This window comes from Streptomyces sp. NPDC056479 (genome assembly GCF_042795335.1).
Classification (GTDB): Bacteria; Actinomycetota; Actinomycetes; order Streptomycetales; family Streptomycetaceae; genus Streptomyces.
In genome coordinates, this window is the sequence record NZ_JBHTRZ010000003.1 from 875,033 (window position 1) to 898,010 (window position 22,978).

Below are 22,978 nucleotides of genomic sequence, written 5' to 3' on the forward strand. Positions count from 1 at the left end.
AGCTTGCGGGGCTGACGTATCGCGGAGCGCCGGAGGAGTCTTGTGCAGTCATGTCCCGTGCGGGAATTCAAGGACGAATTCCCGCACCTGGAAAGGGACCTGAGCTGCTTTCGCCGATACGGCTCAGCCGGTGACGCCGGCCTTGTCGCAGGCGGCCTTGTACTTGCCGGTGCAGATCTCGTCGGCGGTGTAGACGCCGTCCTTGATGACGGTGTCGTTGATGTTGTCCTTCGTCAGCGAGGTGACGGGGACGAGGACGGACGGGATGCTCTTCTCGCTGCCGCTGTCGACCTTGTCCTTGGCGATGGAGTCGAGCGACTTGCCCTGGGCCAGCGCGACGGCCATCTCGGCGGCGGCGTCGGCCTCGGGGGCGTACGGCTTGTAGACGCTCATGTACTGCTCGCCGGTGACGATGCGCTGCACGGCGGCCAGCTCGGCGTCCTGACCGGTGACCGGGACATTGATGCCCGCGGCCTTGAGCGCGGTGATGATACCGCCGGCCATGCCGTCGTTGGCGGAGTAGACGCCGGCGATGTTGTTCTTGCCGACCGCGGAGATCGCCGCCTCCATCTCGGAGTTGGCGTTCTCCGGCTTCCACTCCTTGGTGTCGTACTCCTTGGCGATGGTGACCTTGCCGTCGAGGGCGGAGTGCGCGCCCTCCTTGAACATCGCGGCGTTCGGGTCGGTCACCGAGCCGTTGATCATGACGACCTTGGAGTCCTTGGTGGCCTTGTCACCCAGGGCCTTCAGCAGGGCCTCGCCCTGGGTCTTGCCGACCGCCACGTTGTCGAACGAGGTGTAGGCGCTGATCGGGCCCTCGGCCAGGCGGTCGTAGGCGACGACCTTGATGCCGGCGTCCACGGCCTTCTGGACGGAGTTCTTGATCGCCTTGGCGTCGACGGCGTCCAGGATCAGGACGTCCACCTTGTTGGTGATCATGGTGTCGACCTGCTGCGCCTGCAGGTTGGCGTCCTGCTTGGCGTTGTTGTAGTCGATCGTCGCCTTGCCGTTCGTCAGGTCCTTGATCTTCTGCTCGATCAGGGGCCGGTCGAACTTCTCGTAGCGGGCCGTCTGGTTCTCCGGGAGCAGGAGACCGACCTTGATGTCGTCGCCCTTGGCCGCGGAAGCGGTGGAGTCGTTGCCGCCCGATTCCTCGGCGCTGCCACAGGCAGCCAGCGAGACGGCCATCGCACCAGCGGCAATGGCAACGGCGGCACGACGCATGCGCGTGTTCACTTCAGAAACCTCCCTGACGAGGCCGCGTCCTTGCGGCCGAGGTGGCTGGAAGTCAACTCGGCCACACGTGCGACGTCAAGAAGTAAATCCTTAACGGGTTGGCAACGGTGCCATCCGTTCTCTAAGTGAAGGCAGGCGCGGCCGCATGAAGCGTGCTGTCCAAAAGGGTCGAATCACCCATCTCGCTGAGCGCGAGCGCGAGTGCTCCAAGCACCTCGGCACGGCCGCCAAGTGCCCCGGGAAGAACGGACAGTTGCCGTGCCGCACTGGGAATGGCGTAGCGGCCGACGGACTCCCGGATCGGCCCGAGGACCAGCTCACCGGCCTCGGCGAGATCACCGCCCAGGACCACGCGGCTCGGGTTCAGGAGATTGCACAGATTGGCGACTCCGCTGCCGATGTGGCGGCCGACGTCGGCGATCACCCGACGGCAGCCCGGATCTCCGTCCCTGGCCAGCCGTACGACCCCTTCCATGGTCAGATCGGTGCCATGACTGGACTGGAGCAGCGGGAGCACATAGCGCGCGGCCGCGAAGGTCTCCAGGCAGCCGCGGTTTCCACAACGGCAGACCGGGCCGGATTCATCAAGAGTAATATGACCGATTTCTCCCGCGGTGCCACCAGGCCCGCGGTAGATCTTGCCGTTGATCACCAGACCGGCGCCGACACCGCTCGCGACCTTGATGTACGCCAGGTCCCGCACGCCCCGCCCGCTGCCCCAGACCAGCTCGCCCAGGGCGCCCAGGTTGGCGTCGTTGTCCACGTGCACGGGCACCCCGAGCCGGTCGCGCAGCTCCTCGGCCGGCTTGGTGCCGGTCCAGCCCGGGAGGATGGCGGTCGAGCCGAGGGTGCCGGACTCGACGTCGATCGGGCCGGGCACACCGACACCGACCCCGGCGACCTTGGAACGGTCGACGCCGGTGGCCGCGATCAGCCGGTTGACCAGCTGTTCGGCGCGGTCGAAGCCTTGCGTCGAGGAGGCGTCCACATCCAGCGGCTCGGACTCCTCGGCCAGCACCTGATGGGCCAGGTTCCCGACCGCGACGCGCAAATGCGTATGGCCGAAGTCGACCCCTATGACGATGCCGGCGTCCCCGCTCAGCGAGACGCTGCGGGCCCGGCGGCCGCCCGCCGACGTGGGCGTGACCTCGACCGTTCCGCCGTCCTTGAGCTCGCGGACGATATTGGAGACCGTGGCCGCGGAAAGACCGGTGGTCCTCGCGATCTCCGCCTGGGTGAGGGATCCGGCCAGCCGTACGGCCCGCACGACCCGCTCCAGGTTGGCTCGGTGCAGCGACGACTGCGACCCCGGAGTCTCCACGACGACCTCCTGCGCGCGGGACCGCATCCATGAGGCCCCGTTCGTGTCCAACTAGTGAACTCTAAGCTGAGCCGTTCGGGTTGCCTCCCGTCAAGAGGTTGAACCGGATCCGGGTACGTGCACACATGAGTGCACACCGTTCCCGGGAGCGGGAACGGCGTGCACGCGATCGGTTTCGGAGCGCTACCCCCGGCTCATCCCGGAAGCGCCGCCTCGGCCTACTTCAGAGCCCCCGCCGTCAGTCCCGCCACCACCTGGCGCTGGAAGACGATGTAGGCCGCGAGCACCGGCAGCATGGCCATCACCAGGCCGGCGAAGAGACCGGACCAGTCGCCCTTGTAGCCCTGGCTGACGGCCAATTGCACCAGACCCTGGGTGAGCACCCGCTTGTCCGGGTCGGTGTTGAGGACCGTGGGCAGCATGTACTGGTTCCACTGGCCCAGGAAGTTGAAGATGCCGACGCTGATCAGTCCCGGCTTGGCCATCGGGAGCATGATCTGGAAGAACGTACGGGTGTGCGAGGCGCCGTCGACGAAGGCCGCCTCGGCCACCGATGTCGGCAGGGTGCGGAAGAACGCCGTGAGGAAGAACACGGTGAAGGGCAGCGAATACGCGATGTAGACGAGGATCAGCCCGTGGATCGTGTTCAGCAGTCCCATGTTGTTCACGACGTAGAAGAGCGGGACCAGCGCGAGCATGATCGGGAAGCTCATGCCGCCGATGAACAGGAAGTAGATGAAGCGGTTGCCCGGGAAGTCGAAGCGGGCGAGGACGTACGCCGCCATCGAGCCGAGCACCAGCGTGCCGATCAGCGAACCCCCCACCACCAGGATGGTGTTGAGGAAGTAGTCGCTCATGTTGGCCTGGGTCCACGCCCTCGACCAGTTCGAGAAGTGCAGTTTGTCCGGCAGTGACCAGGGCGAGCCGAAGATCGAGGCGTCGTCCTTGAAGGACGTCATCACCGCCCACAGCAGCGGCATGGCGACCATGAACGCCCAGATGACGAGAACGCCGTGGGAGAAGACGTTGAGGACGCCGCCCTCTTTCTTCTCCTTGGCCGGCGCCTTGGCCGGCACCCCGGTCTTGGTGATGGGCATCCCGGACTCGGCCGGTACGGGAGCGGTGGTCTCGGTCGTCTTCATCTCTCAGAACTCCAGCCGCTCGCGACGCCCCAGCCGCATGACGACCGCGGCGAAGGCCAGCGTGACGACGAGCAGGGCCACACCGATCGTGGTGGCGTAGGCGGCCTGCCCGTCACGGAACGCTTTCTGGTACACGTACAGGACCATGACCGTGGTCGAGTAGTCGGGGCCACCGGGTCCGGTCGTCATGATGTGTACGACCGCGAACGACTCGGCGCCCAGGGCGAGGATGCCCATGTAGACCCAGCCGGACTGCACGGTGTCCCACAGCAGCGGCAGGGTGATCCGGAAGAACGTGCTGGCGCGGCCGGCCCCGTCGAGCAGCGCAGCCTCGTACAGATCCGCCGGAATGGAGGCCATACCGGCGGAGAACAGGACCACGAAGAAGCCGACCGTGGACCAGACGATCACTCCCATCACGGCCCACAGCGCGAGATTCGGGTCGCCCAGCCAGAGCGGCTGGATGCTGTCGAGCCCGACCCCGCGCAGGATCGAGTTGATCGCGCCGCTGTCCGGGTTGTACGCGAAGGCGAACAGCAGCGCGACGATCGCGATCGACAGCACCTGCGGGAAGAAATAGACGATCTTGTAGAACGAGGACCCGCGGACCCCGGTGATCGCCGGGCCGCCCTTTCTGCGCCGCCCGCCCACATTGATCATGAAGGAGAGGAAAAGCGCGAAACTGAGTGTCACCAGCGGCAGCAGCAATGCGAACAACAAGCTGTGCTGCAACGACTTCCAGAAGATGTCGTCGTCGAGCATCCTCTCGTAGTTGTCGAAGCCGACCATCTTGAATTCGGGGCTCAGCCCGGTCCAGTCCGTGAACGAGTAATAGATGGACTGGATGAACGGCCAGATGACGAAGAGCGCGTACAGCCCCAGGGGCACCGCGAGGAACCCCACGATGAACCGGTACTTGCCGTGCTGCATTGCTATCGACCCCGATCTGCGCGCGCGTGCAGCCGCTGGTGACGGATCCGCCTGAGCTACTGGTGCTTGTAGTGCTTGATCGACGAGTCCTTGGCGGCCTCGTCGGCGAAGCCCTGGATCTTCTTGATGGCCTCGGCCGGCGTGAGGCGTCCGGCCATCATCTCGCCGAGACCGGAGACACCGATCTTCTCCTTCTGGAGCTGCACATACCAGTCCTGGAGCCGCGGGTTCACCACGTTCTGGCCGGCCTTGTCCAGCGCCGCCACGCCGGACTTGAGACCCGGGGTGAGGCTGATGCCGTCGGTGCCGCCGTTGTACGCGGTCAGCGACTTGACCTTGCCGGTGAAGTTCTTGGAGCTCGCCTCGCTCAGCATGATGCGCAGCTGCTCCATGCCGCCCGCGGTGTTCTTCGCCTTGGCGGGGACGATGAAGGGCTCACCGCCGGAGGCCCAGATCGTGCCGAAGGGCAGCTTGTCGGAGGAGTCGATGCCGGTCGGCGCGGAGACGGCGAGGTCGAAGTCCTTCGGAATGACGTTCGCCGACTCGTTCTCCACCCAGGAGCCGTTCGGGATGAACAGCGCCTTGCCCTGGGCCCACGCGGTCTGCGACTGGATGTGGTCCAGACCCGGGGTGCCCTTGAGGACGTAGCCCTTCTTGTAGAGCTCGTAGTAGGCCTCGAAGCACGCCTTGACCGCCGGGTGCTTCCAGGCGTTCGCCTCCAGGTTGTCGATGGCGTCGAGGACCTCGACACCGCCGACCTTGCCGATCATCGGGTAGAGCGAGAAGGGGAGGTAGTACGGGTACTTGCCCGCGTACGTCCAGCCCGCCATGCCCTTCTTCTTGGCCTTCTCGCAGACCGCGAGCATCTGGTCCCAGGTCTCGGGGTACTGCTCGTCGAGCGAGTCCAGGGCCTTCTGCGAGTACCAGACGCCGTACACCGTGTAGGCGTAGTACATGATCCAGACCGGGTCGCCGTCGAACTGCCCCATCTCCACGATGCCGGGGCGCAGGGTGTCGCGGACCTTCTTGTTCGGGTCGTCGTACGACGGGGCGTCCAGCAGCGGTGTGAGGTCGGCGAGCTGCTCCTTGCCGACCAGGACGCCCATGTCCATCTGCTCGGCCCCGGAGTTGTCGATGAGGTCCGGCGGGGTGCCCTGGTTGAAGCGGGGCTGGAGCGTGGACTGGATCTTCTGGGTGGCGGCGAACTTCACCGTCACCTCGGGGAAGTTCTTCTCGTAGATCTTCACGGCGTCCTCGGCGTACTCCTTGCCGAAGCCGCCGTCGAACAGCACGAACTCCATCTGCGCGGTGTCATTGACGCCGAGCGGGTTCTTCGCGGTCTTCTTGCCTTCCTTGGCCTTGTCTCCGTTGTCGCTTCCCCCGCTGCTCGCACACGCGGACAGGAAGCTCATCGTGGGCACGGAGATCAGGCCGAGCGCGGCGGACCGCTTGATCAGATCGCGGCGTCCGACACGTGCGGAGCCGTTGTTCTCCGGATTCTGGGCAGAAGTGGATCCCATGCTCAAGTCCTCGCCTTCTCCAGGACTCAGGCGGTGAACCGGATCCTCCCGGCACCGCGATCGGGTCAAGCTGGGGTCGTGCAGGAAGTGCCGAATCATGTGAAGTGCCGACAGGTATAGTCCACTTCCCGCCAGCGGAGCAAGATCGAATGCAAGGTTGGCCAATGGTCTTTTCCGAGTTGAGACCTCACGGAAATATGAGCGGCCTGTGCGCGGCTTGCCCGAAAAATCCGCGACATAAGCCCCGAATGCCACAGCCAACACCCTTGACAATACCCGGCACTTGAGCAACAACTGATCCTTGCGCAGCGAAGTTGACAACGTTGTCCCCGTGCGCAGGGAGGGTACCGGCTTATGCAGCAGAGAGCTCGGCACAGATGGGGTGGAAGGGCGGTCGTGTCGGCGACCGCCTTTGCTTTGGCAGTGGGCTCGCAGGGGGTGGCCGTCGCCCTGCCTGAGGCGCCCGCGGCGGCCGACCGGGAGTTCTCGTCCTCGTTCGAGGCGGACGACCCGGCACCCGACTGGCTCAATACCGTCGACACGGCCGCGGACGGGGCCAAACGCGCCGCGGGCGTGGACGGCGGCTACAGCAGCGGCATCCCGGGCAATGTCACCGACCAGGTCACGGATGTCCGGGCCAGCGGCGAGAACGCCGGCGCGCGGGAGGTGAAGGAGAATCTCGTCGACGTCGAGCCGACCACCAAGTGGCTGACGTTCGCCCCCACCGGCTGGGTCGAGTTCGACCTGGCCGCACCGGTCAAGGTGGTCACCTACGCGCTCACGTCGGCCAACGACCACGACGAGCGCAACCCGCAGGACTGGACCCTGCAGGGCTCCACGGACGGCACGAACTGGACCACCGTGGACACCCGCACCGGCGAGTCCTTCTCCGAGCCGTTCCAGACGAAGACGTACGACATCGCCGAGCCGGCCGAGTACCGGCACTTCCGGCTGGAGATCTCCAAGAACAACGGCGGCGACATCCTCCAGCTCGCCGACGTCCAGTTCTCCAAGGGCGGCAGCGCCAACCCGATACCTCAGGACATGCTCTCGCTGGTCGACAAGGGCCCCAGCGGCTCGCCGACGGCGAAGGCGGGCGCGGGCTTCACCGGCAAGCGGGCACTGCGCTACGCCGGCCGGCACACCACCGACGCCCGGGCGTACTCGTACAACAAGGTCTTCGACGTCAATGTGGGCGTGGGACGCGATACGCAGCTGTCGTACCGGATCTTCCCGTCGATGGCGGACCGCGACCTGGACTATGACGCCACGAACGTCTCCGTGGACCTCGCCTTCACGGACGGAACGTATCTGAGCGACCTGAAGGCGACGGACCAGCACGGGTTCGCGCTGACCCCGCAGGGGCAGGGCGCGGCCAAGGTCCTCTATGTCAACCAGTGGAACAGTGTGGCCTCGCGGATCGGGTCGGTCGCGGCCGGCAAGACCGTCGACCGGATCCTGGTGGCCTACGACTCCCCCAAGGGCCCGGCGAAGTTCCGGGGCTGGCTGGACGACGTCGCGCTGAAGGCCGTACCGCGGGAGAAGCCGAAGGCGCATCTGTCCGACTACGCGCTGACGACCCGCGGCACCCATTCCAGCGGCGGCTTCTCGCGCGGCAACAACTTCCCAGCGACGGCGGTGCCGCACGGATTCAACTTCTGGACCCCGGTGACCAACGCGGGTTCCTTGAGCTGGCTGTACGACTACGCGCGGGCCAACAACGACGACAACCTGCCGACGATCCAGGCGTTCAGCGCCAGCCATGAGCCCAGCCCCTGGATGGGCGACCGGCAGACCTTCCAGGTGATGCCGTCCGCCGCGTCCGGCACTCCCGACCTGGGCCGCGAGGCACGGCAGCTGGCCTTCCGGCACGAGAACGAGACGGCGCGGCCGTACTACTACGGTGTGCGTTTCGCGAACGGTCTCAAGGCGGAGATGACGCCGACCGACCACGCGGCCGTCATGCGCTTCACCTACCCGGGCGACGACGCGAGCGTGCTCTTCGACAACGTCACCGACCAGGCGGGGCTGACCCTCGACAAAGAGACCGGGACGTTCACCGGCTACTCCGACGTGAAGTCGGGGCTGTCCACGGGAGCGACCCGGCTGTTCGTGTACGGCGTGTTCGACGCGCCGGTGGAGGACGGATCGTCGAGCGGGGTCAAGGGCTATCTGCGGTTCAAGCCGGAGAACAAGGCGGTCACCCTGCGGATCGCCACCTCGCTCATCAGCATCGACCAGGCGAAGGACAACCTGCGCCAGGAGATCCCGGACGGCACCTCCTTCGACACGGTGAAGAACCGGGCCCAGCGCCAGTGGGACAAACTGCTCGGCAAGGTCGAGGTCGAGGGCGCGACGCCGGACCAGCTGACCACGCTGTACTCCAGCCTGTACCGGCTGTACCTGTACCCCAACTCCGGCTTCGAGAAGGTCGGTTCGACGTACCGGTACGCCTCTCCGTTCTCGCCGATGACGGGTCCGGACACCCCGACGCACACCGGCGCGAAGATCGTGGACGGCAAGGTGTACGTCAACAACGGTTTCTGGGACACGTACCGGACCACCTGGCCGGCGTACTCGTTCCTGACCCCCGGTCAGGCCGGTGAGATGGTCGACGGGTTCGTGCAGCAGTACAAGGACGGCGGCTGGACCTCGCGCTGGTCGTCGCCCGGATACGCGGACCTGATGACGGGCACCTCGTCGGACGTCGCGTTCGCGGACGCGTACGTCAAGGGCGTCGACTTCGACGCGAAGTCGGCGTACGACGCGGCCGTGAAGAACGCCACGGTCGTGCCGCCCTCGTCGGGCGTCGGCCGCAAGGGCATGGACACCTCGCCGTTCCTCGGCTACACCAGCACCGACACGCACGAGGGCCTGTCGTGGGCGCTGGAGGGTTACCTCAACGACTACGGCATCGCCCAGATGGGCCGGAAGCTGTACGAGAAGACCGGCGAGAAGCGGTACAAGGAGGAGTCGGCGTACTTCCTCAACCGTGCCCAGGACTATGTGAACCTGTTCGACTCCAAGGCCGGGTTCTTCCAGGGGCGCGACGCCAAGGGCGATTGGCGGGTCGAGTCGTCCAAGTACGACCCGCGCGTGTGGGGCTACGACTACACCGAGACCAACGGCTACGGTTACGCCTTCACCGCCCCGCAGGACAGCCGCGGCCTCGCCAACCTCTACGGCGGCCGCGGCGGGCTCGCGGACAAGCTCGACCAGTACCTCTCCACCCCCGAGACGGCCTCGCCCGACTTCATCGGCTCGTACCCGGGTGTCATCCACGAGATGACGGAGGCGCGGGACGTGCGGATGGGTATGTACGGGCACTCCAACCAGGTCGCCCACCACGCCCTGTACATGTACGACGCGGCCGGACAGCCGTGGAAGACGCAGTCGAGCATCCGTGAGGTGCTGTCGCGGCTGTACACGGGCAGCGAGATCGGGCAGGGCTACCACGGCGACGAGGACAACGGCGAGCAGTCGGCCTGGTTCCTCTTCTCCGCGCTGGGCTTCTACCCGCTGGTGATGGGCAGTGGCGAGTACGCCATCGGCTCGCCCCTGTTCACCAAGGCGACGGTCCATCTGGAGAACGGCCGTGAGCTGGTCGTCAAGGCGCCGAAGAACAGCACCCGCAATGTGTACGTCCAGGGCCTGAAGGTCAACGGCGTTCCGTGGAAGTCGACTTCGCTCCCCCACAAGCTGCTCGCGAAGGGCGGGGTCCTGGAGTTCGACATGGGTCCGCGGCCCTCCTCGTGGGGTACGGGCAAGAACGCAGCGCCCGTGTCGATCACCAAGGACGACAAGGTGCCGACCCCGCGGGCGGACGTGCTGAAGGGGGCCGGGGCGCTGTTCGACAACACCTCGGCGACCCAGGAGAGCGTCACGTCGGTGGAGCTGCCGGTGTCCGAGGGCACCAAGGCCGTGCAGTACACCCTGACATCGCCGTCGGACCGCACGAAGGCGCCGACCGGCTGGAAGCTCCAGGGGTCCGACGACGGCACCACCTGGCGGACCCTCGACGAGCGCTCCGGGCAGTCCTTCGCCTGGGACCGGCAGACACGGGCGTTCTCCGTGAAGTCGACGGGTACGTACGGGAAGTACCGCCTGGTGCTCGACGGCGAGGCGGTGGTCTCGGAAGTCGAACTGCTCGCCTGAGCAACTGCATGGGGGTCTCATGCAGGGTGTCGATCCGGCCTGGCTGCCGACGAGGCGTTCCGGCCGATCGGCCCCCGAACCGTACGACCTGTTGCTGGAGCAGACCGCGTACCGCCGGGCGGCCCGGGCCCGGCGGTACGCGGTCTGCCCTTACGCGATCAGGTGCGCCGCCAACTGGACCGGTTGGCCGAGGTGTTGGGACTCAGCCCACAGCCAGCGTGAACACGTGCAGGTCGCCATTGTCCGGCAGTGTCACCCGCGCGATCGTCCTGTCGGCCGGCGCCGTGAACGGCTTGGTGGCGAAGACGTAGGTGTCCACGGGATCCCGGTCCGCGCCCGCGACGTTCCGGTACGCGGCTCGGGCGACGACCTCATTGCCGTACCGCACGGTGCCGGCGCCACCGCCCACGGTCCAGTCGGTGAGGGCGAGGTCGATCGTGTCGGTGCCGCCGTCGGTGTAGGTGACGGTGGCCTCGGACTGCTGGTTGCCGTTGACGCCACTGCCGAGGAACGACAACTGACGTGCGGAACCGGCGAGTTCGATCGTCTGCCCCGCCGCCGAGACGTTGTCCGGGCGCCCGTTCGGCGAACTGGGCCAGATGAAGGTGAGGCCGCCCACCGTGCCCTGCCCGCCCGGTGTCAGGCCGGCGTCGGCGAGGGCCTGGCGGGAGTAGCTCCAGCCGCCGCCGTCGAAGTCGGCCTCGTCGTGGTCCCCGGCGTCGTCGGAGACACCGGTGTTGTTGTAGGCGGCGAGGAGAGTGCCCGGTGCCGCGACGGTCAGGGCCACGGGCTGTGCGTAGGAGGTGTCGCCCGAGGTCACCGTGACCTCGACGGCGTAGAAGCCCTGAGCGGCGCCCTCGGCGGAGGTCAAGGTGATCTCCTGCGAGCCGTCGGTCACCGTGCCCTCGGCGGGCATCGCGGTGATCCCGTCGGGCGCGTCGACGCGGAAGCGCACCTCGGGGCCCGCTCCCCCGCTCATCGACAGGGCACGAATGCCGACCTTGGCGCTCCCGCCGGGCGGGAGCGTCGCCGTGGTCGGGCCGACGCCGACCTGGTACGGCTGTTCGCCCTCGCGGAAGGAGGGCGGCGCCTCGGACGCTCCCCAGGCCGGGGCGGGCGTACCGGAGAGCGTGTAGTCCAGCCGGCCGCCGTCCCGCACGAAGGACGCCGGCAGCCAAGCGCGGTCGCCGGTACGGCCGTTGACCTTCAGGGAGTGGATGTACGGCGCGTCGGCGGCGGCTCCTTCGGCGTGTACGGAGATGTCGCCGCCGTTCGGGCGGTCGATCTCGATGCGCGGGAACAGCGGTGAAGCGAGGATCAGTTCGGCGCGCGACGGCACCTGGGGGTACATGCCGAGCGCGGAGAACACGTACCAGGACGACATGGCGCCGAGGTCGTCGTTGCCGGGGATACCGCCGGGCTCGGTGGACCACAGCTCGCGCATCGCGGCCCGGACGGTCTCCTGCGTCTTGTACGGGGCGCCCGCGTAGGCGTACAGGTAGGGCACGTTGATGGACGGCTCGTTGTCCAGCTCGGACTTGTCGCCGCCGCTGCCGGTGAAGGCCCAGCTGCCGTCGGCGTCGTGGAAGAAGGCGTCGAGGCGCTTCACGGCCGTGTCACGGCCGCCCATCGCGGCGAACAGCCCGGCCGGGTTGTGCTGGACCATCCACGTGTACTGGGCCGCCGTGCCCTCTACGAACCCGTTGCCGGTGGCCGGGGTGAATCCGGTGACCCAGCTGCCGTCGGCCTTGCGGTTGGCGATGTAACCGCCGGCCGGGGTGGCGGCGATGTTGAAGTTGTTCTGCCACCACTGGGCCCGGTGCGCGAAGGCGGCGGCCGTGTCCTTCCGTCCCGCCGCGGTGGCGAGTTGGGAGAGGGCGAAGTCGGCGCCGGACATCTCCAGTGTCTCGGCGGCGCCGCCCCAGGCGTTCGACACGGACGGCATGTAGTGCTGCTTCAGATACTTGTCCAACGACGGGCGCTGCCCGACGGACAGCACCGGCTTCCCGGCGGGCGACAGGTCCTTGCCGGTGGGTACGGTCGCCGCCTTCACCAGCGACGTCAGCGCGCCGCGCAGATCGAAGTCCGTCCCCCCGAAGGCCCGGATGCCGGCCAGGGCGATGGGTGAGGGGTCACCGTTCATGACATGGGTGCCGCTCGCGCCGTGCAGCCAGCGGTCCCAGATGCCGCCGTTCTGCTCCGCCAGCTCGTAAAGGGACTGGGCGATGTCCGAGCCGACGCGCGGGTTGAGGAGGGTGAGCAGCTGGACCTGGTCGCGGTACACGTCCCAGCCGGAGAAGGTGCCGTACTGGGCCTGGTGACCGCGGCCGACGGTGTGGACCTCGCCGTCGGGGCCGCGATATCTGCGGTCGGCGTCGCTGATGACGTTCGGGTGCAGAAGGGCGTGGTAGAGCGCGGTGTAGAAGGTGGTGCGCTCGGCGTCGGTGCCGCCTCCGACCCGGATCGCGGAGAGACGCTCGCGCCAGGCGCGGCGGGCGGCGTCCCGTACGGCGTCGAAGGAGCGGTGCGGCGGGTTCTCCGCCGCGAGGTTGGCCTCGGCGCCGGCCTGGTCGACGTACGAGATGCCGACCTTGACGTTCACCGGCCCGGTGCCGGGCGCGAACTCGACGTAGCCGCCGGCCCCCTTGCCGGCGACGGGGCGGCCCCCGTTCGCGAACCCGCCGGTGCCGCCGGACACGGAGGTCGAGCCGGGGTTCAGCCTGTCGTCCTGCCAGGTGCCGGTCGACTTGAAGGCGCGGTCGAACCGGGCGGTGAAGTGGACGGTGTAGTAGGCGCGTTGGCCCTCCGGGTCGAGGTATCCGCAGAAGTTCCCGGAGGTGACGGACCCGGAGATCGTGCGCTTCGACGGATCGATCCTTACCGTCGAGTCGGTGGAGCCCATCTCGGAGTTGGCGGTTCTCACCAGCAGCGAGGCGGGCTTGTCGGCCGGAAAGGTGAAGCGTGCCGAGCCGGTACGGGTGGTGGCGGTGAGGTCGGCGCCGACGCCGGACGCGAGCCGGACCTGGTAGCGGCCGGGCTCCGCGGTCTCGTCGGCATGGCTGAAGTCGGAGGCGTAGACGGCGTCCTTGGTGTCGCTCGCGGGTGAGGAGGTGACCTCGCCGGCGTACGGGAAGAACGGGATGTCACCGCTGCCGCCCGCGCACCCGGTGCCGGACATATGGGTGAGGCTGAAGCCGCGGATGCGGGTGGCGTCGTAGTGGTAACCGCCGGGTGCGGCTGTGCGGGTGGCATCTCCGCGGGTGTTCTCGGGGCTGAAGGAGAGCATGCCGAACGGGGTGACGGCGCCCGGGAAGACATTGCCGCCGTTCTTGGTGCCGATCAGCGGATCGACGTACGACGTCGGGTCCTTGACCAGGTCCGGGGGTGCTGTCGTCGCCGCGAGGGCGGGGGTGGCGCCGCCGGCCGCGAGCACGGCGGCCAGCAACAAGGACATGGGACGGAAGCGCATGACGCGGCCCCTCCTCCTTCGGACGGGTCGCGCACCACAGGTCGCACAAGCCGCAGGGACAGTAGCGTGTGCCACCGGTACCACGGAAGAGCGCCTGCCGCCGCAGGGCACGCGCGGTGATCACCTGGATGGGGCAGCCGGGCAACGGCTCCTCTGCGGGATGCCATGGATCACTTGGCGCCCAACTGGCTTGACATCGTTGTCCGTTGGAGCGGTAGAGTCATCCGGCAGACCACTCGACAACGTTGTCGCATCGCGGCCTCGCACAAGCCACTCACCAACCGGACGGCCCCACTTCCCCCCCTCGGGCCCGTCCGGCTCGCGGACCCGGTGGACGGATGCTCACGCCCACCGGGTCCGCCCGGAGCGACGGTTCAGCCCACTCGGCAGGGCAGAGCCGTCGTACTGTCACCGCCGGATCCGGAGACGACGTACCCGAATGTCGTGCTCTCCCCCGGATCGAGGGAGCCGTTCCAGTCGGCGTTGTGGACCATCACGTCCTGGCCGTCGTACGTCGCGTTGCCGCTCCAGAGGCTCTCGACCTTCTGCCCGGAGGGGAGCGTCCAGTCGACCATCCAGCCGAGCATCGGGACATCGCCGGTGTTGGTGACGGTCACCTCGGACTGATGGCCACCGGACCAACTGCCGCTCGTACGACGGGTGGCGGAGCACTCGCCCGGCACCGGGTCGGTCGGGTTGCCGGGCTCCTTGATGCCGGTCACCTCGCCGTTGCCGCCGTCGAAGACGATGTCGGAGCAGGAGTAGAAGGTCTCGGCGCTGTCCGAGCGCTGCCAGACCATGTACACGAGGTGCCGGCCCGACTTGTTCGCCGGCAGCTGCCCGGTCCAGGAGTAGTTGGCCTCGACCGTGCCCGGGGAGCCGTTGAGGGGCGGGTGGTCGACGCTCAGGAAGGGCCGCTCCTCCATGTCGTCCCAGGTGAGGGTCTGGGTCGGGTCGAAGCCGTCCTTGGTGATGTAGACGTGGAACCAACCCGGGTGCGCGGCCCAGGCGTTGTAGGAGAAGTCGACGGTCGCGCCCGAGGTGAGGTGGGTGAGCGGCCAGTCCTTGCTGGGGGTGTTGAAGCCGGTGAAGTTGGTGTTGCCGCCGCTGCACAGCTCACCGTCGGGCACGAAGCCGCGGGTTCGGCCGGCGCCGTCGGAGCGCAGCACCGAGAACCAGTTGTAGAACGGCGTGGTGCCGCTGACCTGTTGGGCCGTCTTGCAGGCCGGGTTGACGGGCTTGATCTCACCGGTGTCGGTCAGGCCGTCCTGCCAGCAGAGGAAGGTGCGGCTGCCGGGTTTCATGGGGGTGCCGTGCGCCTCCGCCGGGGCGCCGGTGGTCATGACGAGGGTGAGGGCGGGGATGGTGGCGAGTAGGGAGATCAGGATGAGGAAGAGCGCTTTGGTGGGGGTGGGGTGGGTTAATCGGCGGGGGGCTGGTGCGGTGGAGCGCCCCGATGTCGGTGTTGTCAGGGTCATGACAGACTAGTCCGTTCCTTCGGGTACGGGCCGTGCGATTGCGTGTCGGGTGTGCGGGGCGGGAGCGGTTGGTGGGCGGCGGGTTCCGGTCCACCGTCCATGGGAGCGCTCCCACCCCGTCTGTTGCGGAAGGTAGCGCTGTGGGGCGGGGTTGTAAACGCCTGCCGCACCCGTCAAGGCGTGCCGTGGCATCACCGCTTCGGGTGGCGATACCTTCGTACGTACGATCACGCCGCGTATCGGCGTCCACACCGGCGTCCATGGGAGCAGTGATGCCCACACCCCAGCAGGGACCGGCCACCGAGGACACCTGGATGTTCCCGCCGGCTGACGGCTGGACCTTTGATCAGGTCAAGCACTTGGAGCTGCCCTTCGACTGGGAACTCGTGGATGGAAAGATCGTGGCACGTGGGCAAACCAATGTCTGGCACAACGAAGTGCGGGACGGCATCGCCGACGCCCTCAAGAGTGCACGAGTTGAGCCCTACAGGGTTCTGACCGAGCAGTGCGTAATGGTGGACGACAGAAACACCCCCAAACCCGATGTGATCGTCTATGACCCTCGGAAATTGAACTTCTTCGAAGCCGAGTGCATCCCGGTGGGGAAGGTCGCTCTCGTCGTGGAGGTCGTCTCCCCCGGCTCCCGGCAGGACGATCGCGTACGCAAGCCCGCGCTCTTCGCCGCCAACAAGGTCCCGTTCTACTGGCGCGTGGAACTGGACCGCGATCAGAGACTCGCGGTGCACGAGTACTGGCTCAACGCGGACACGCTCTCGTACTTCCCCGCGCCGTCGCACCCGGTCCACCACGACAAGCTCGTCACGGAGTTGCCGTTCCCCGTCGAGATCGACCTCGACGCGCTCGTGGGATTCTGACTCCGTCTCAGGACAGCGGCGAGATCGAGTTGCTGCGTCGTGCGCTGGAGTGGGGCGGGCCCGCACGGTGCAGGGATCAACTCGCTGTTGGTATGAGTCCGGCGGTCCGCTGGCGCAGCCCTCGAATCGCAGCTTCCGCCGTTCCCCCCGACCTACACGGACGCCGCACTCCGACGCGCCGCAGGCACAGCGCTCGCCTCCTCCATCACCGGCAGCTCGATCGTGAACTCCGTTCGGCCCGGCACGCTTTCCACTCCGATTCGGCCGCGGTGGGCCGTCGTTATCGCCGCTGCGATGGCCAGACCCAGACCCGAGCCTCCCGAGTCGGGGGTGGCCCTGGCCCGGGAGGTGTCGGCCCTGGTGAAGCGGTCGAAGACCCTCGGGAGGAGGGCGGGCGGGACGCCGGGGCCGTCGTCACGGATCCGTACGACGCATCGGGCGTCCCTGGCCTCCACGACCGCGACGACCCGCGTGCCTGCGGGGGTGTGCACGCGGGCGTTGGCCAACAAGTTCGCCACCACCTGATGCAACCGGACCCCGTCACCGAGGACCAACGGCATGTCGTCCAGGTGGAGTTCCAGCTGCCAGTCGTGGTCTCCCCCGGTGACCCGCGCGTCCCACACCGCCTCCGCGACCAGCGCCGCCATGTCCACCTCGGAGGACTGCGGGGGACGGCCCTCGTCCAGCCGGGCCAGCAGCAACAGGTCCTCCACCAGCCCTGTCATACGCGCCGACTCCGCCGAGACGCGGCGCCAGGCGAGGACCGGCTCGATCCGGTCGGTGCCGCGGTTCATGAGCTCGGCGTAGCCCGCGATCGAGGCGAGCGGGGTGCGCAGTTCGTGGCTGGCGTCGGCCAGGAAGCGGCGCATGCGTTCCTCGGTGTGCCGGCGGGCGGTGCGCGAGGACTCGACGTGGTCGATCATGCGGTTGAGCGCTGCGCCCACCTGGCCGGCCTCGCTGGCGGGGTCGGTGTCCCGGGCCGGCACGCGGGTGAGGCCGGTGACCTCGCCCCGGTCCAGCGGCGCGCGGGAGACCTCGGCGGCGGTGGCGGCGACCCGGTCGAGCGGGCGCAGCTGGCGTCGTACGACCACGGCGCAGATACCGCCCGCCACGGCGAGCCCGGCCACCGCGACGGCCGCCTCGACCACGACCATGCCGCTGATCATGTGCTGTACGTCGTCCATCGGGAGTCCGGCCAGGACGCGCACCCCGTCGCTCTCGGCGACAGTGACACGGTAGATGCCGACACCCGGGACGGTCGTGGTGTGCGTGCTGCCGTCGGTCCGGACGCCCGCCAGGGCGGCCCGCTGAGCGTCGGTGAGGGCGCGCGGTCGGGCGTCCTGGCGCACGACCTCGGCGGTGAGGATGTCGCCGTCGTCGCCGAGCCGGGCGGCGAGCATGCCGGTCGGGTGACCGCTCGCCAAGAGGAAGCTCAGGTCGTCCGTCAGCTCGGGGTGCAGACCCGCGCCGCCCAGGCTGCGCTCGGCGGCGTTGTCGACCCGGTCGTCCAGGTTGCCCAGCAGATAGGCCCGTTGGACGAACACCATGGTGAGCGCCATGGTGGCGCACACGGCGACGAGCGTGACGCCGATGAAGACGAGCAGGCGCGTGCGCAGGGAGCGAAGACGCCGTCGGGCCGTCATCTGCCGTCCTCCACCGGCCTGATGATGTATCCGAGGCCGTGCACGGTGTGGATCACCGGCGCCCGGCCCTTGTCGATCTTGCGGCGGAGGCTGGAGATGCGGACCTCCACGAGGTTGCCGCCGCCGGAGGAGCCGCTCCACACCCGGTCGAGGATCCGGGCCTTGCTGAGCACCTGCCGCGGGTGATCCATCATCAGGCTGAGCAGGTCGAACTCCTTGGCGGTGAGCTGGACCGGTACGCCGTCGCGGTGCACCTCGCGGCTCTTCTCGGCCAGTACGAGGTCGTCGAGGTCGGGCAGCATCTCGTCGAGCACGGCGGCGTGCGGAGGGCAGCCGCGCGCGATCCGCAGGGCGCTCCGGCCGTCGAGGGCGGGGTAGGCCCGCCGGTCCGGCTCCTCGACGGCCACGCAGAGCAGGTCGGTGAGGGCGGGCTCGTCGTCGACGACAGGCACCCGTACGCGTCCGGTTCGGAACCCGGCGATGGCGGTCATGTCTCGATCCTGTCCCCGCCGGCTGAGGGAACCCTGTGTTCCGACTGAGCTCTGCCGATGTCACGGGACGAGAACGCCGAGGTCATCGCCCCCGCGCCGATCTCGGCACGACGAAGGGCCGCACCCCCTCACCGGGGATGCGGCCCTCAACCGCCCTGCCGTACCGCTTACTTGCGGATCAGGCTGCGCAGCACGTACTGCATGATGCCGCCGTTGCGGTAGTAGTCGGCCTCACCGGGGGTGTCGATGCGGACGACCGCGTCGAACTCGACGCCCGTGTCGGTGGTGACCTTGACCGTGCGCGGCGTGGTGCCGTTGTTGAGCTCCTCGACGCCGGTGAAGGAGAAGGTCTCCTCGCCGGTCAGTCCGAGGGCCTCGGCGGAGGCGCCCTCCGGGAACTGCAGGGGCAGCACGCCCATGCCGATCAGGTTCGAGCGGTGGATGCGCTCGTACGACTCGGCGATGACGGCCTTGACGCCGAGGAGCGCCGTGCCCTTGGCCGCCCAGTCACGGGACGAGCCGGAGCCGTACTCCTTGCCGGCCAGGATGGCCAGCGGGGTGCCCTGCTCGATGTAGTTGCGCGAGGCGTCGTAGATGAACGACACCGGGCCGTCGGCCTGGGTGAAGTCGCGGGTGTAGCCGCCCTCGGTGCCCGGCGCGATCTGGTTGCGCAGGCGGATGTTGGCGAACGTGCCGCGGATCATGACCTCGTGGTTGCCGCGGCGCGAGCCGTAGCTGTTGAAGTCGCGGCGCTCGACGCCGTGCTCCGTGAGGTACTTGCCGGCCGGGGTGTCGGCCTTGATGGCGCCGGCGGGCGAGATGTGGTCCGTCGTCACCGAGTCGCCGAGCTTGGCCAGGACGCGGGCGCCGGTGATGTCGGAGACCGGGGTGGTCTCCATCGTCATGCCCTCGAAGTACGGGGGCTTGCGGACGTACGTCGACTCCGCGTCCCACTCGAAGGTGTTGCCGGTCGGGATCGGCAGCGCCTGCCACTGGGCGTCGCCCGCGAAGACGTCCTGGTAGGACTTGTTGAACATGTCCTCGCCGATGGCGTTCGCCACGACGTCGTTGACCTCGGCCTCGGAGGGCCAGATGTCCTTCAGGAAGACCGGGTTGCCGTCCTGGTCGATGCCCAGGGCGTCCTTGGTGATGTCCACCTTCATGGAGCCGGCGAGGGCGTACGCGACGACCAGCGGCGGGGAGGCCAGGTAGTTCATCTTGACGTCGGGGTTGATACGGCCCTCGAAGTTCCGGTTGCCGGAGAGGACCGAGGTGACCGCGAGGTCGTGGTCGTTGACGGCCTTGGAGACCTCCTCCGGCAGCGGGCCGGAGTTGCCGATGCAGGTGGTGCAGCCGTAGCCGACGAGGTTGAAGCCGACCTTGTCGAGGTACGGGGTCAGACCCGCCTTGTCGAAGTAGTCGGTGACGACCTTCGAACCCGGGGCGAGGGTGGTCTTGACCCACGGCTTGCGGGTCAGGCCCTTCTCGACGGCCTTCTTGGCCACCAGCGCCGCGGCGACCATGACGTACGGGTTGGAGGTGTTGGTGCAGGAGGTGATGGCCGCGACCGTCACCGCACCGTGGTCGATCTCGTAGGACGAGCCGTCGGGGGCGGTCACGGTGACCGGGTTGGACGGAGCGCCGTTCGGGTGGACGGCCGGCGCGTCGGAGGCCGGGAAGGACTCGACGCCCGCCTCGTCCACGGTGTCCACGTAGTTGCGGACGTCCAGCTTGAACTGCTCGGCGGCGCCTGCGAGGACGATGCGGTCCTGCGGACGCTTCGGGCCGGCGATGGACGGGACGACCGTGGACAGATCCAGCTCGAGCTTTTCGGAGAAGTCCGGCTCCGCCTTCGGGTCCAGCCAGAGGCCCTGCTCCTTGGCGTACGCCTCGACGAGTGCGACCTGCTGCTCGGAGCGGCCGGTGAGCTTGAGGTAGTTCAGCGTCTCGCCGTCGATCGGGAAGATCGCGGCGGTGGAGCCGAACTCCGGCGACATGTTGCCGATGGTGGCGCGGTTGGCCAGCGAGGTGGCGGCGACGCCCTCGCCGTAGAACTCGACGAACTTGCCGACGACACCGTGCTTGCGGAGCATCTCGGTGATGGTCAGCACGAGGTCGGTGGCGGTGGTGCCGGGCTTGAGCTCACCGGTCAGCTTGAAGCCGACGACGCGCGGGATGAGCATGGAGACCGGCTGGCCGAGCATCGCGGCCTCGGCCTCGATGCCGCCGACGCCCCAGCCGAGGACGCCGAGGCCGTTGACCATGGTGGTGTGCGAGTCGGTGCCGACGAGGGTGTCGGGGTAGGCCTGGCCGTTACGGACCATGACCGTGCGCGCCAGGTGCTCGATGTTCACCTGGTGGACGATGCCGGTGCCCGGCGGGACGACCTTGAAGTCGTCGAAGGCGGTCTGGCCCCAGCGCAGGAACTGGTAGCGCTCGCGGTTGCGGCCGTACTCCAGCTCGACGTTCTGCGCGAAGGCGTCGTTGGTGCCGAACTTGTCGGCGATGACGGAGTGGTCGATGACCAGCTCGGCCGGGGAGAGCGGGTTGACCTTCGCGGGGTCGCCGCCGAGCTCCTTCACGGCCTCACGCATGGTGGCGAGGTCCACGACACAGGGCACGCCGGTGAAGTCCTGCATGATCACGCGGGCCGGCGTGAACTGGATCTCCTGCGACGGCTGGGCCTGGGAGTCCCAGCCGCCGAGGGCGCGGATGTGGTCGGCGGTGATGTTCGCGCCGTCCTCGGTGCGGAGGAGGTTCTCCAGCAGCACCTTCAGGCTGTAAGGGAGGCGTGCGGAGCCCTCGACCTTGTCCAGCCGGAAGATCTCGTACGACTCGTCGCCCACCTGCAGCGTGCTGCGGGCGTCGAAGCTGTTCGCCGACACGACAGTCTCCTTCATTGATGTGCGCGTACCACCACGATCCTGCCGCCCCGGCATCTTGGCCGATCCGCTAAGGTAAGGCTAAGTTAGGTAGCCCTTACTGTCGGACCCGATGACGGTGTGCGGCTGCGGTGCACCTCGGCAGATATCTCGATGTCGAGATAACTCTAGTACATGGGGCCGGGATGGTCATGCCCGGGGCTTCGACATGCGCCCTTTGCATGACCATGCGTCTTCATGCATACTCTTCCTATGTCCAAGGTCCTCACCTCCCTGCCCATCGGCGAACGCGTCGGCATCGCCTTCTCGGGCGGTCTCGACACCTCGGTCGCGGTCGCCTGGATGCGCGACAAGGGTGCCGTCCCGTGCACCTACACGGCCGACATCGGCCAGTACGACGAGCCCGACATCGCCTCGGTGCCCGGCCGCGCCAAGACCTACGGCGCCGAGGTCGCGCGCCTGGTCGACTGCCGCGCCGCCCTCGTCGAGGAGGGCCTGGCCGCGCTGACCTCCGGCGCGTTCCACGTCCGCTCCGGCGGGCGCGCCTACTTCAACACCACGCCGCTGGGCCGTGCCGTCACCGGCACGCTGCTGGTGCGGGCCATGCTCGAGGACAACGTCCAGATCTGGGGCGACGGCTCGACCTTCAAGGGCAACGACATCGAGCGGTTCTACCGCTACGGCCTGCTCGCCAACCCGAACCTGCGGATCTACAAGCCCTGGCTGGACGCGGACTTCGTGACCGAGCTCGGCGGCCGCAAGGAGATGTCGGAGTGGCTGGTCACCCACGGCCTGCCCTACCGGGACTCCACGGAGAAGGCGTACTCCACGGACGCCAACATCTGGGGCGCCACCCACGAGGCCAAGACCCTGGAGCACCTGGACACCGGCGTCGAGACCGTCGAGCCCATCATGGGCGTGCGGTTCTGGGACCCGACCATCGAGATCGCCGCCGAGGACGTGACGATCGGCTTCGAGCAGGGCCGCCCGGTCACCATCAACGGCAAGGAGTTCGCCTCCGCCGTCGACCTGGTGATGGAGGCCAACGCCATCGGCGGCCGGCACGGCCTCGGCATGTCGGACCAGATCGAGAACCGGATCATCGAGGCCAAGAGCCGGGGCATCTACGAGGCGCCGGGCATGGCCCTGCTGCACGCCGCGTACGAGCGCCTGGTCAACGCGATCCACAACGAGGACACCCTCGCCCAGTACCACAACGAGGGCCGTCGCCTCGGCCGCCTGATGTACGAGGGCCGCTGGCTGGACCCGCAGGCGCTGATGATCCGTGAGTCGCTCCAGCGCTGGGTGGGCGCCGCCGTCACCGGCGAGGTCACCCTCCGTCTGCGGCGCGGCGAGGACTACTCGATCCTCGACACGACCGGGCCGGCGTTCAGCTACCACCCGGACAAGCTGTCCATGGAGCGCACCGAGGACTCGGCCTTCGGCCCGGTCGACCGGATCGGCCAGCTCACCATGCGCAACCTCGACATCGCCGACTCGCGCGCCAAGCTGGAGCAGTACGTCGGCCTCGGCCTGATCGGCACCGGCAGCCCCACCGTCGGCGCCTCCCAGGCGGCCGCGACCGGCCTGATCGGCACCATGCCGGAGCTGCCGGAGGGCGGCGCCGAGGCCATCGCCTCCCGCGGCGAGGTCTCCGAGGAGGACGCCCTGCTGGACCGCGCCGCGATGGAGTCCGGCACGGACTGACCGAACCGGACAGGGAACGGACCACCGGAAGGGGGGGCCCCACACCCCCCGCGTCTCTTCCTCCCTTCCCCCCTTCCTTCCGCCCCCCACCCCTCAAAGCAGGGGGACCAAAGGGCCAAACCCACCACA

13 protein-coding genes are annotated in these 22,978 nt (G+C 68.2%); 3 read left to right on the plus strand and 10 right to left on the minus strand.

The window, feature by feature from the left end; translation table 11 throughout:
• Positions 1–123: 123 nt before the first annotated feature.
• The 5 genes from ACFQ6S_RS15385 to ngcE all read right to left on the minus strand — a co-directional run bounded on the left by ACFQ6S_RS15385 (position 124) and on the right by ngcE (position 6,149).
• Positions 124–1,224 carry a sugar ABC transporter substrate-binding protein gene (locus ACFQ6S_RS15385; RefSeq protein WP_383409277.1) on the minus strand — a complete coding sequence of 367 codons (1,101 nt, stop codon included), beginning with the start codon at positions 1,222–1,224 and terminating at the stop codon, positions 124–126.
• A 133-nt stretch (positions 1,225–1,357) separates the two neighbouring features.
• Entirely contained in the window at positions 1,358–2,557 is a 1,200-nt protein-coding gene (locus ACFQ6S_RS15390) for an ROK family protein (protein WP_383409280.1), read from the minus strand.
• Between the two features lie 218 nt (positions 2,558–2,775).
• Positions 2,776–3,699, minus strand: a complete 924-nt coding sequence (locus ACFQ6S_RS15395; protein ID WP_383408575.1) for a carbohydrate ABC transporter permease — start codon at positions 3,697–3,699, stop codon at positions 2,776–2,778.
• A 3-nt stretch (positions 3,700–3,702) separates the two neighbouring features.
• Positions 3,703–4,629 (minus strand): carbohydrate ABC transporter permease, encoded by a 927-nt coding sequence (locus ACFQ6S_RS15400; protein ID WP_383408578.1) that lies wholly within the window; start codon positions 4,627–4,629, stop codon positions 3,703–3,705.
• 56 nt (positions 4,630–4,685) lie between these two features.
• Positions 4,686–6,149, minus strand: a complete 1,464-nt coding sequence (gene ngcE / locus ACFQ6S_RS15405) for an N-acetylglucosamine/diacetylchitobiose ABC transporter substrate-binding protein (protein WP_383408580.1) — start codon at positions 6,147–6,149, stop codon at positions 4,686–4,688.
• A gap of 354 nt (positions 6,150–6,503) precedes the next feature.
• Between ngcE and ACFQ6S_RS15410 the strand changes: the two genes are divergently transcribed.
• The gene (locus tag ACFQ6S_RS15410; protein WP_383408583.1) at positions 6,504–10,304 is read left to right on the plus strand and encodes a GH92 family glycosyl hydrolase; all 3,801 of its coding nucleotides are present in this window, start codon (positions 6,504–6,506) and stop codon (positions 10,302–10,304) included.
• 202 nt (positions 10,305–10,506) lie between these two features.
• Here ACFQ6S_RS15410 and ACFQ6S_RS15415 read toward each other — a convergent pair whose 3' ends face one another.
• Both ACFQ6S_RS15415 and ACFQ6S_RS15420 read right to left on the minus strand, forming a co-directional pair.
• Positions 10,507–13,773 carry a GH92 family glycosyl hydrolase gene (locus tag ACFQ6S_RS15415; RefSeq protein WP_383408585.1) on the minus strand — a complete coding sequence of 1,089 codons (3,267 nt, stop codon included), beginning with the start codon at positions 13,771–13,773 and terminating at the stop codon, positions 10,507–10,509.
• 374 nt (positions 13,774–14,147) lie between these two features.
• Entirely contained in the window at positions 14,148–15,251 is a 1,104-nt protein-coding gene (locus ACFQ6S_RS15420; RefSeq protein ID WP_383408588.1) for a lytic polysaccharide monooxygenase, read from the minus strand.
• Positions 15,252–15,523: 272 nt separating this feature from the next.
• Between ACFQ6S_RS15420 and ACFQ6S_RS15425 the strand changes: the two genes are divergently transcribed.
• The gene (locus ACFQ6S_RS15425; protein ID WP_383408590.1) at positions 15,524–16,126 is read left to right on the plus strand and encodes a Uma2 family endonuclease; all 603 of its coding nucleotides are present in this window, start codon (positions 15,524–15,526) and stop codon (positions 16,124–16,126) included.
• Positions 16,127–16,278: 152 nt separating this feature from the next.
• Here ACFQ6S_RS15425 and ACFQ6S_RS15430 read toward each other — a convergent pair whose 3' ends face one another.
• From ACFQ6S_RS15430 to acnA, 3 genes are all read right to left on the minus strand, one after another.
• Positions 16,279–17,769: a sensor histidine kinase gene (locus ACFQ6S_RS15430; protein ID WP_383408593.1), complete on the minus strand. Its 1,491-nt coding sequence runs from the start codon at positions 17,767–17,769 to the stop codon at positions 16,279–16,281.
• Complete coding sequence (locus tag ACFQ6S_RS15435) at positions 17,766–18,260, minus strand: DNA-binding response regulator (RefSeq protein ID WP_383408596.1); 495 nt, start codon at positions 18,258–18,260, stop codon at positions 17,766–17,768. The genes ACFQ6S_RS15430 and ACFQ6S_RS15435 overlap by 4 nt, the downstream gene beginning before the upstream one ends.
• Before the next feature lie 167 nt (positions 18,261–18,427).
• The gene (gene acnA / locus ACFQ6S_RS15440; protein ID WP_383408599.1) at positions 18,428–21,145 is read right to left on the minus strand and encodes an aconitate hydratase AcnA; all 2,718 of its coding nucleotides are present in this window, start codon (positions 21,143–21,145) and stop codon (positions 18,428–18,430) included.
• A gap of 249 nt (positions 21,146–21,394) precedes the next feature.
• On the opposite strand from acnA, the gene argG reads away from it, so the two are divergent.
• Positions 21,395–22,849 (plus strand): argininosuccinate synthase, encoded by a 1,455-nt coding sequence (gene argG / locus ACFQ6S_RS15445; RefSeq protein WP_383408602.1) that lies wholly within the window; start codon positions 21,395–21,397, stop codon positions 22,847–22,849.
• The last annotated feature ends 129 nt before the right edge of the window (positions 22,850–22,978 follow it).

Bases quoted from the DNA above. Each gene is read 5' to 3' on its own strand.
- ACFQ6S_RS15385 (WP_383409277.1), bottom strand. From the start codon at position 1,224: ATGCGTCGTGCCGCCGTTGCCATTGCCGCTGGTGCGATGGCCGTCTCG.
- ACFQ6S_RS15395 (WP_383408575.1), bottom strand. From the start codon at position 3,699: ATGAAGACGACCGAGACCACCGCTCCCGTACCGGCCGAGTCCGGGATG.
- ACFQ6S_RS15400 (WP_383408578.1), bottom strand. From the start codon at position 4,629: ATGCAGCACGGCAAGTACCGGTTCATCGTGGGGTTCCTCGCGGTGCCC.
- ngcE (WP_383408580.1), bottom strand. From the start codon at position 6,149: ATGGGATCCACTTCTGCCCAGAATCCGGAGAACAACGGCTCCGCACGT.
- ACFQ6S_RS15410 (WP_383408583.1), top strand. From the start codon at position 6,504: ATGCAGCAGAGAGCTCGGCACAGATGGGGTGGAAGGGCGGTCGTGTCG.
- ACFQ6S_RS15415 (WP_383408585.1), bottom strand. From the start codon at position 13,773: ATGCGCTTCCGTCCCATGTCCTTGTTGCTGGCCGCCGTGCTCGCGGCC.
- ACFQ6S_RS15420 (WP_383408588.1), bottom strand. From the start codon at position 15,251: ATGACCCTGACAACACCGACATCGGGGCGCTCCACCGCACCAGCCCCC.
- ACFQ6S_RS15425 (WP_383408590.1), top strand. From the start codon at position 15,524: ATGCCCACACCCCAGCAGGGACCGGCCACCGAGGACACCTGGATGTTC.
- ACFQ6S_RS15430 (WP_383408593.1), bottom strand. From the start codon at position 17,769: ATGACGGCCCGACGGCGTCTTCGCTCCCTGCGCACGCGCCTGCTCGTC.
- ACFQ6S_RS15435 (WP_383408596.1), bottom strand. From the start codon at position 18,260: ATGACCGCCATCGCCGGGTTCCGAACCGGACGCGTACGGGTGCCTGTC.
- argG (WP_383408602.1), top strand. From the start codon at position 21,395: ATGTCCAAGGTCCTCACCTCCCTGCCCATCGGCGAACGCGTCGGCATC.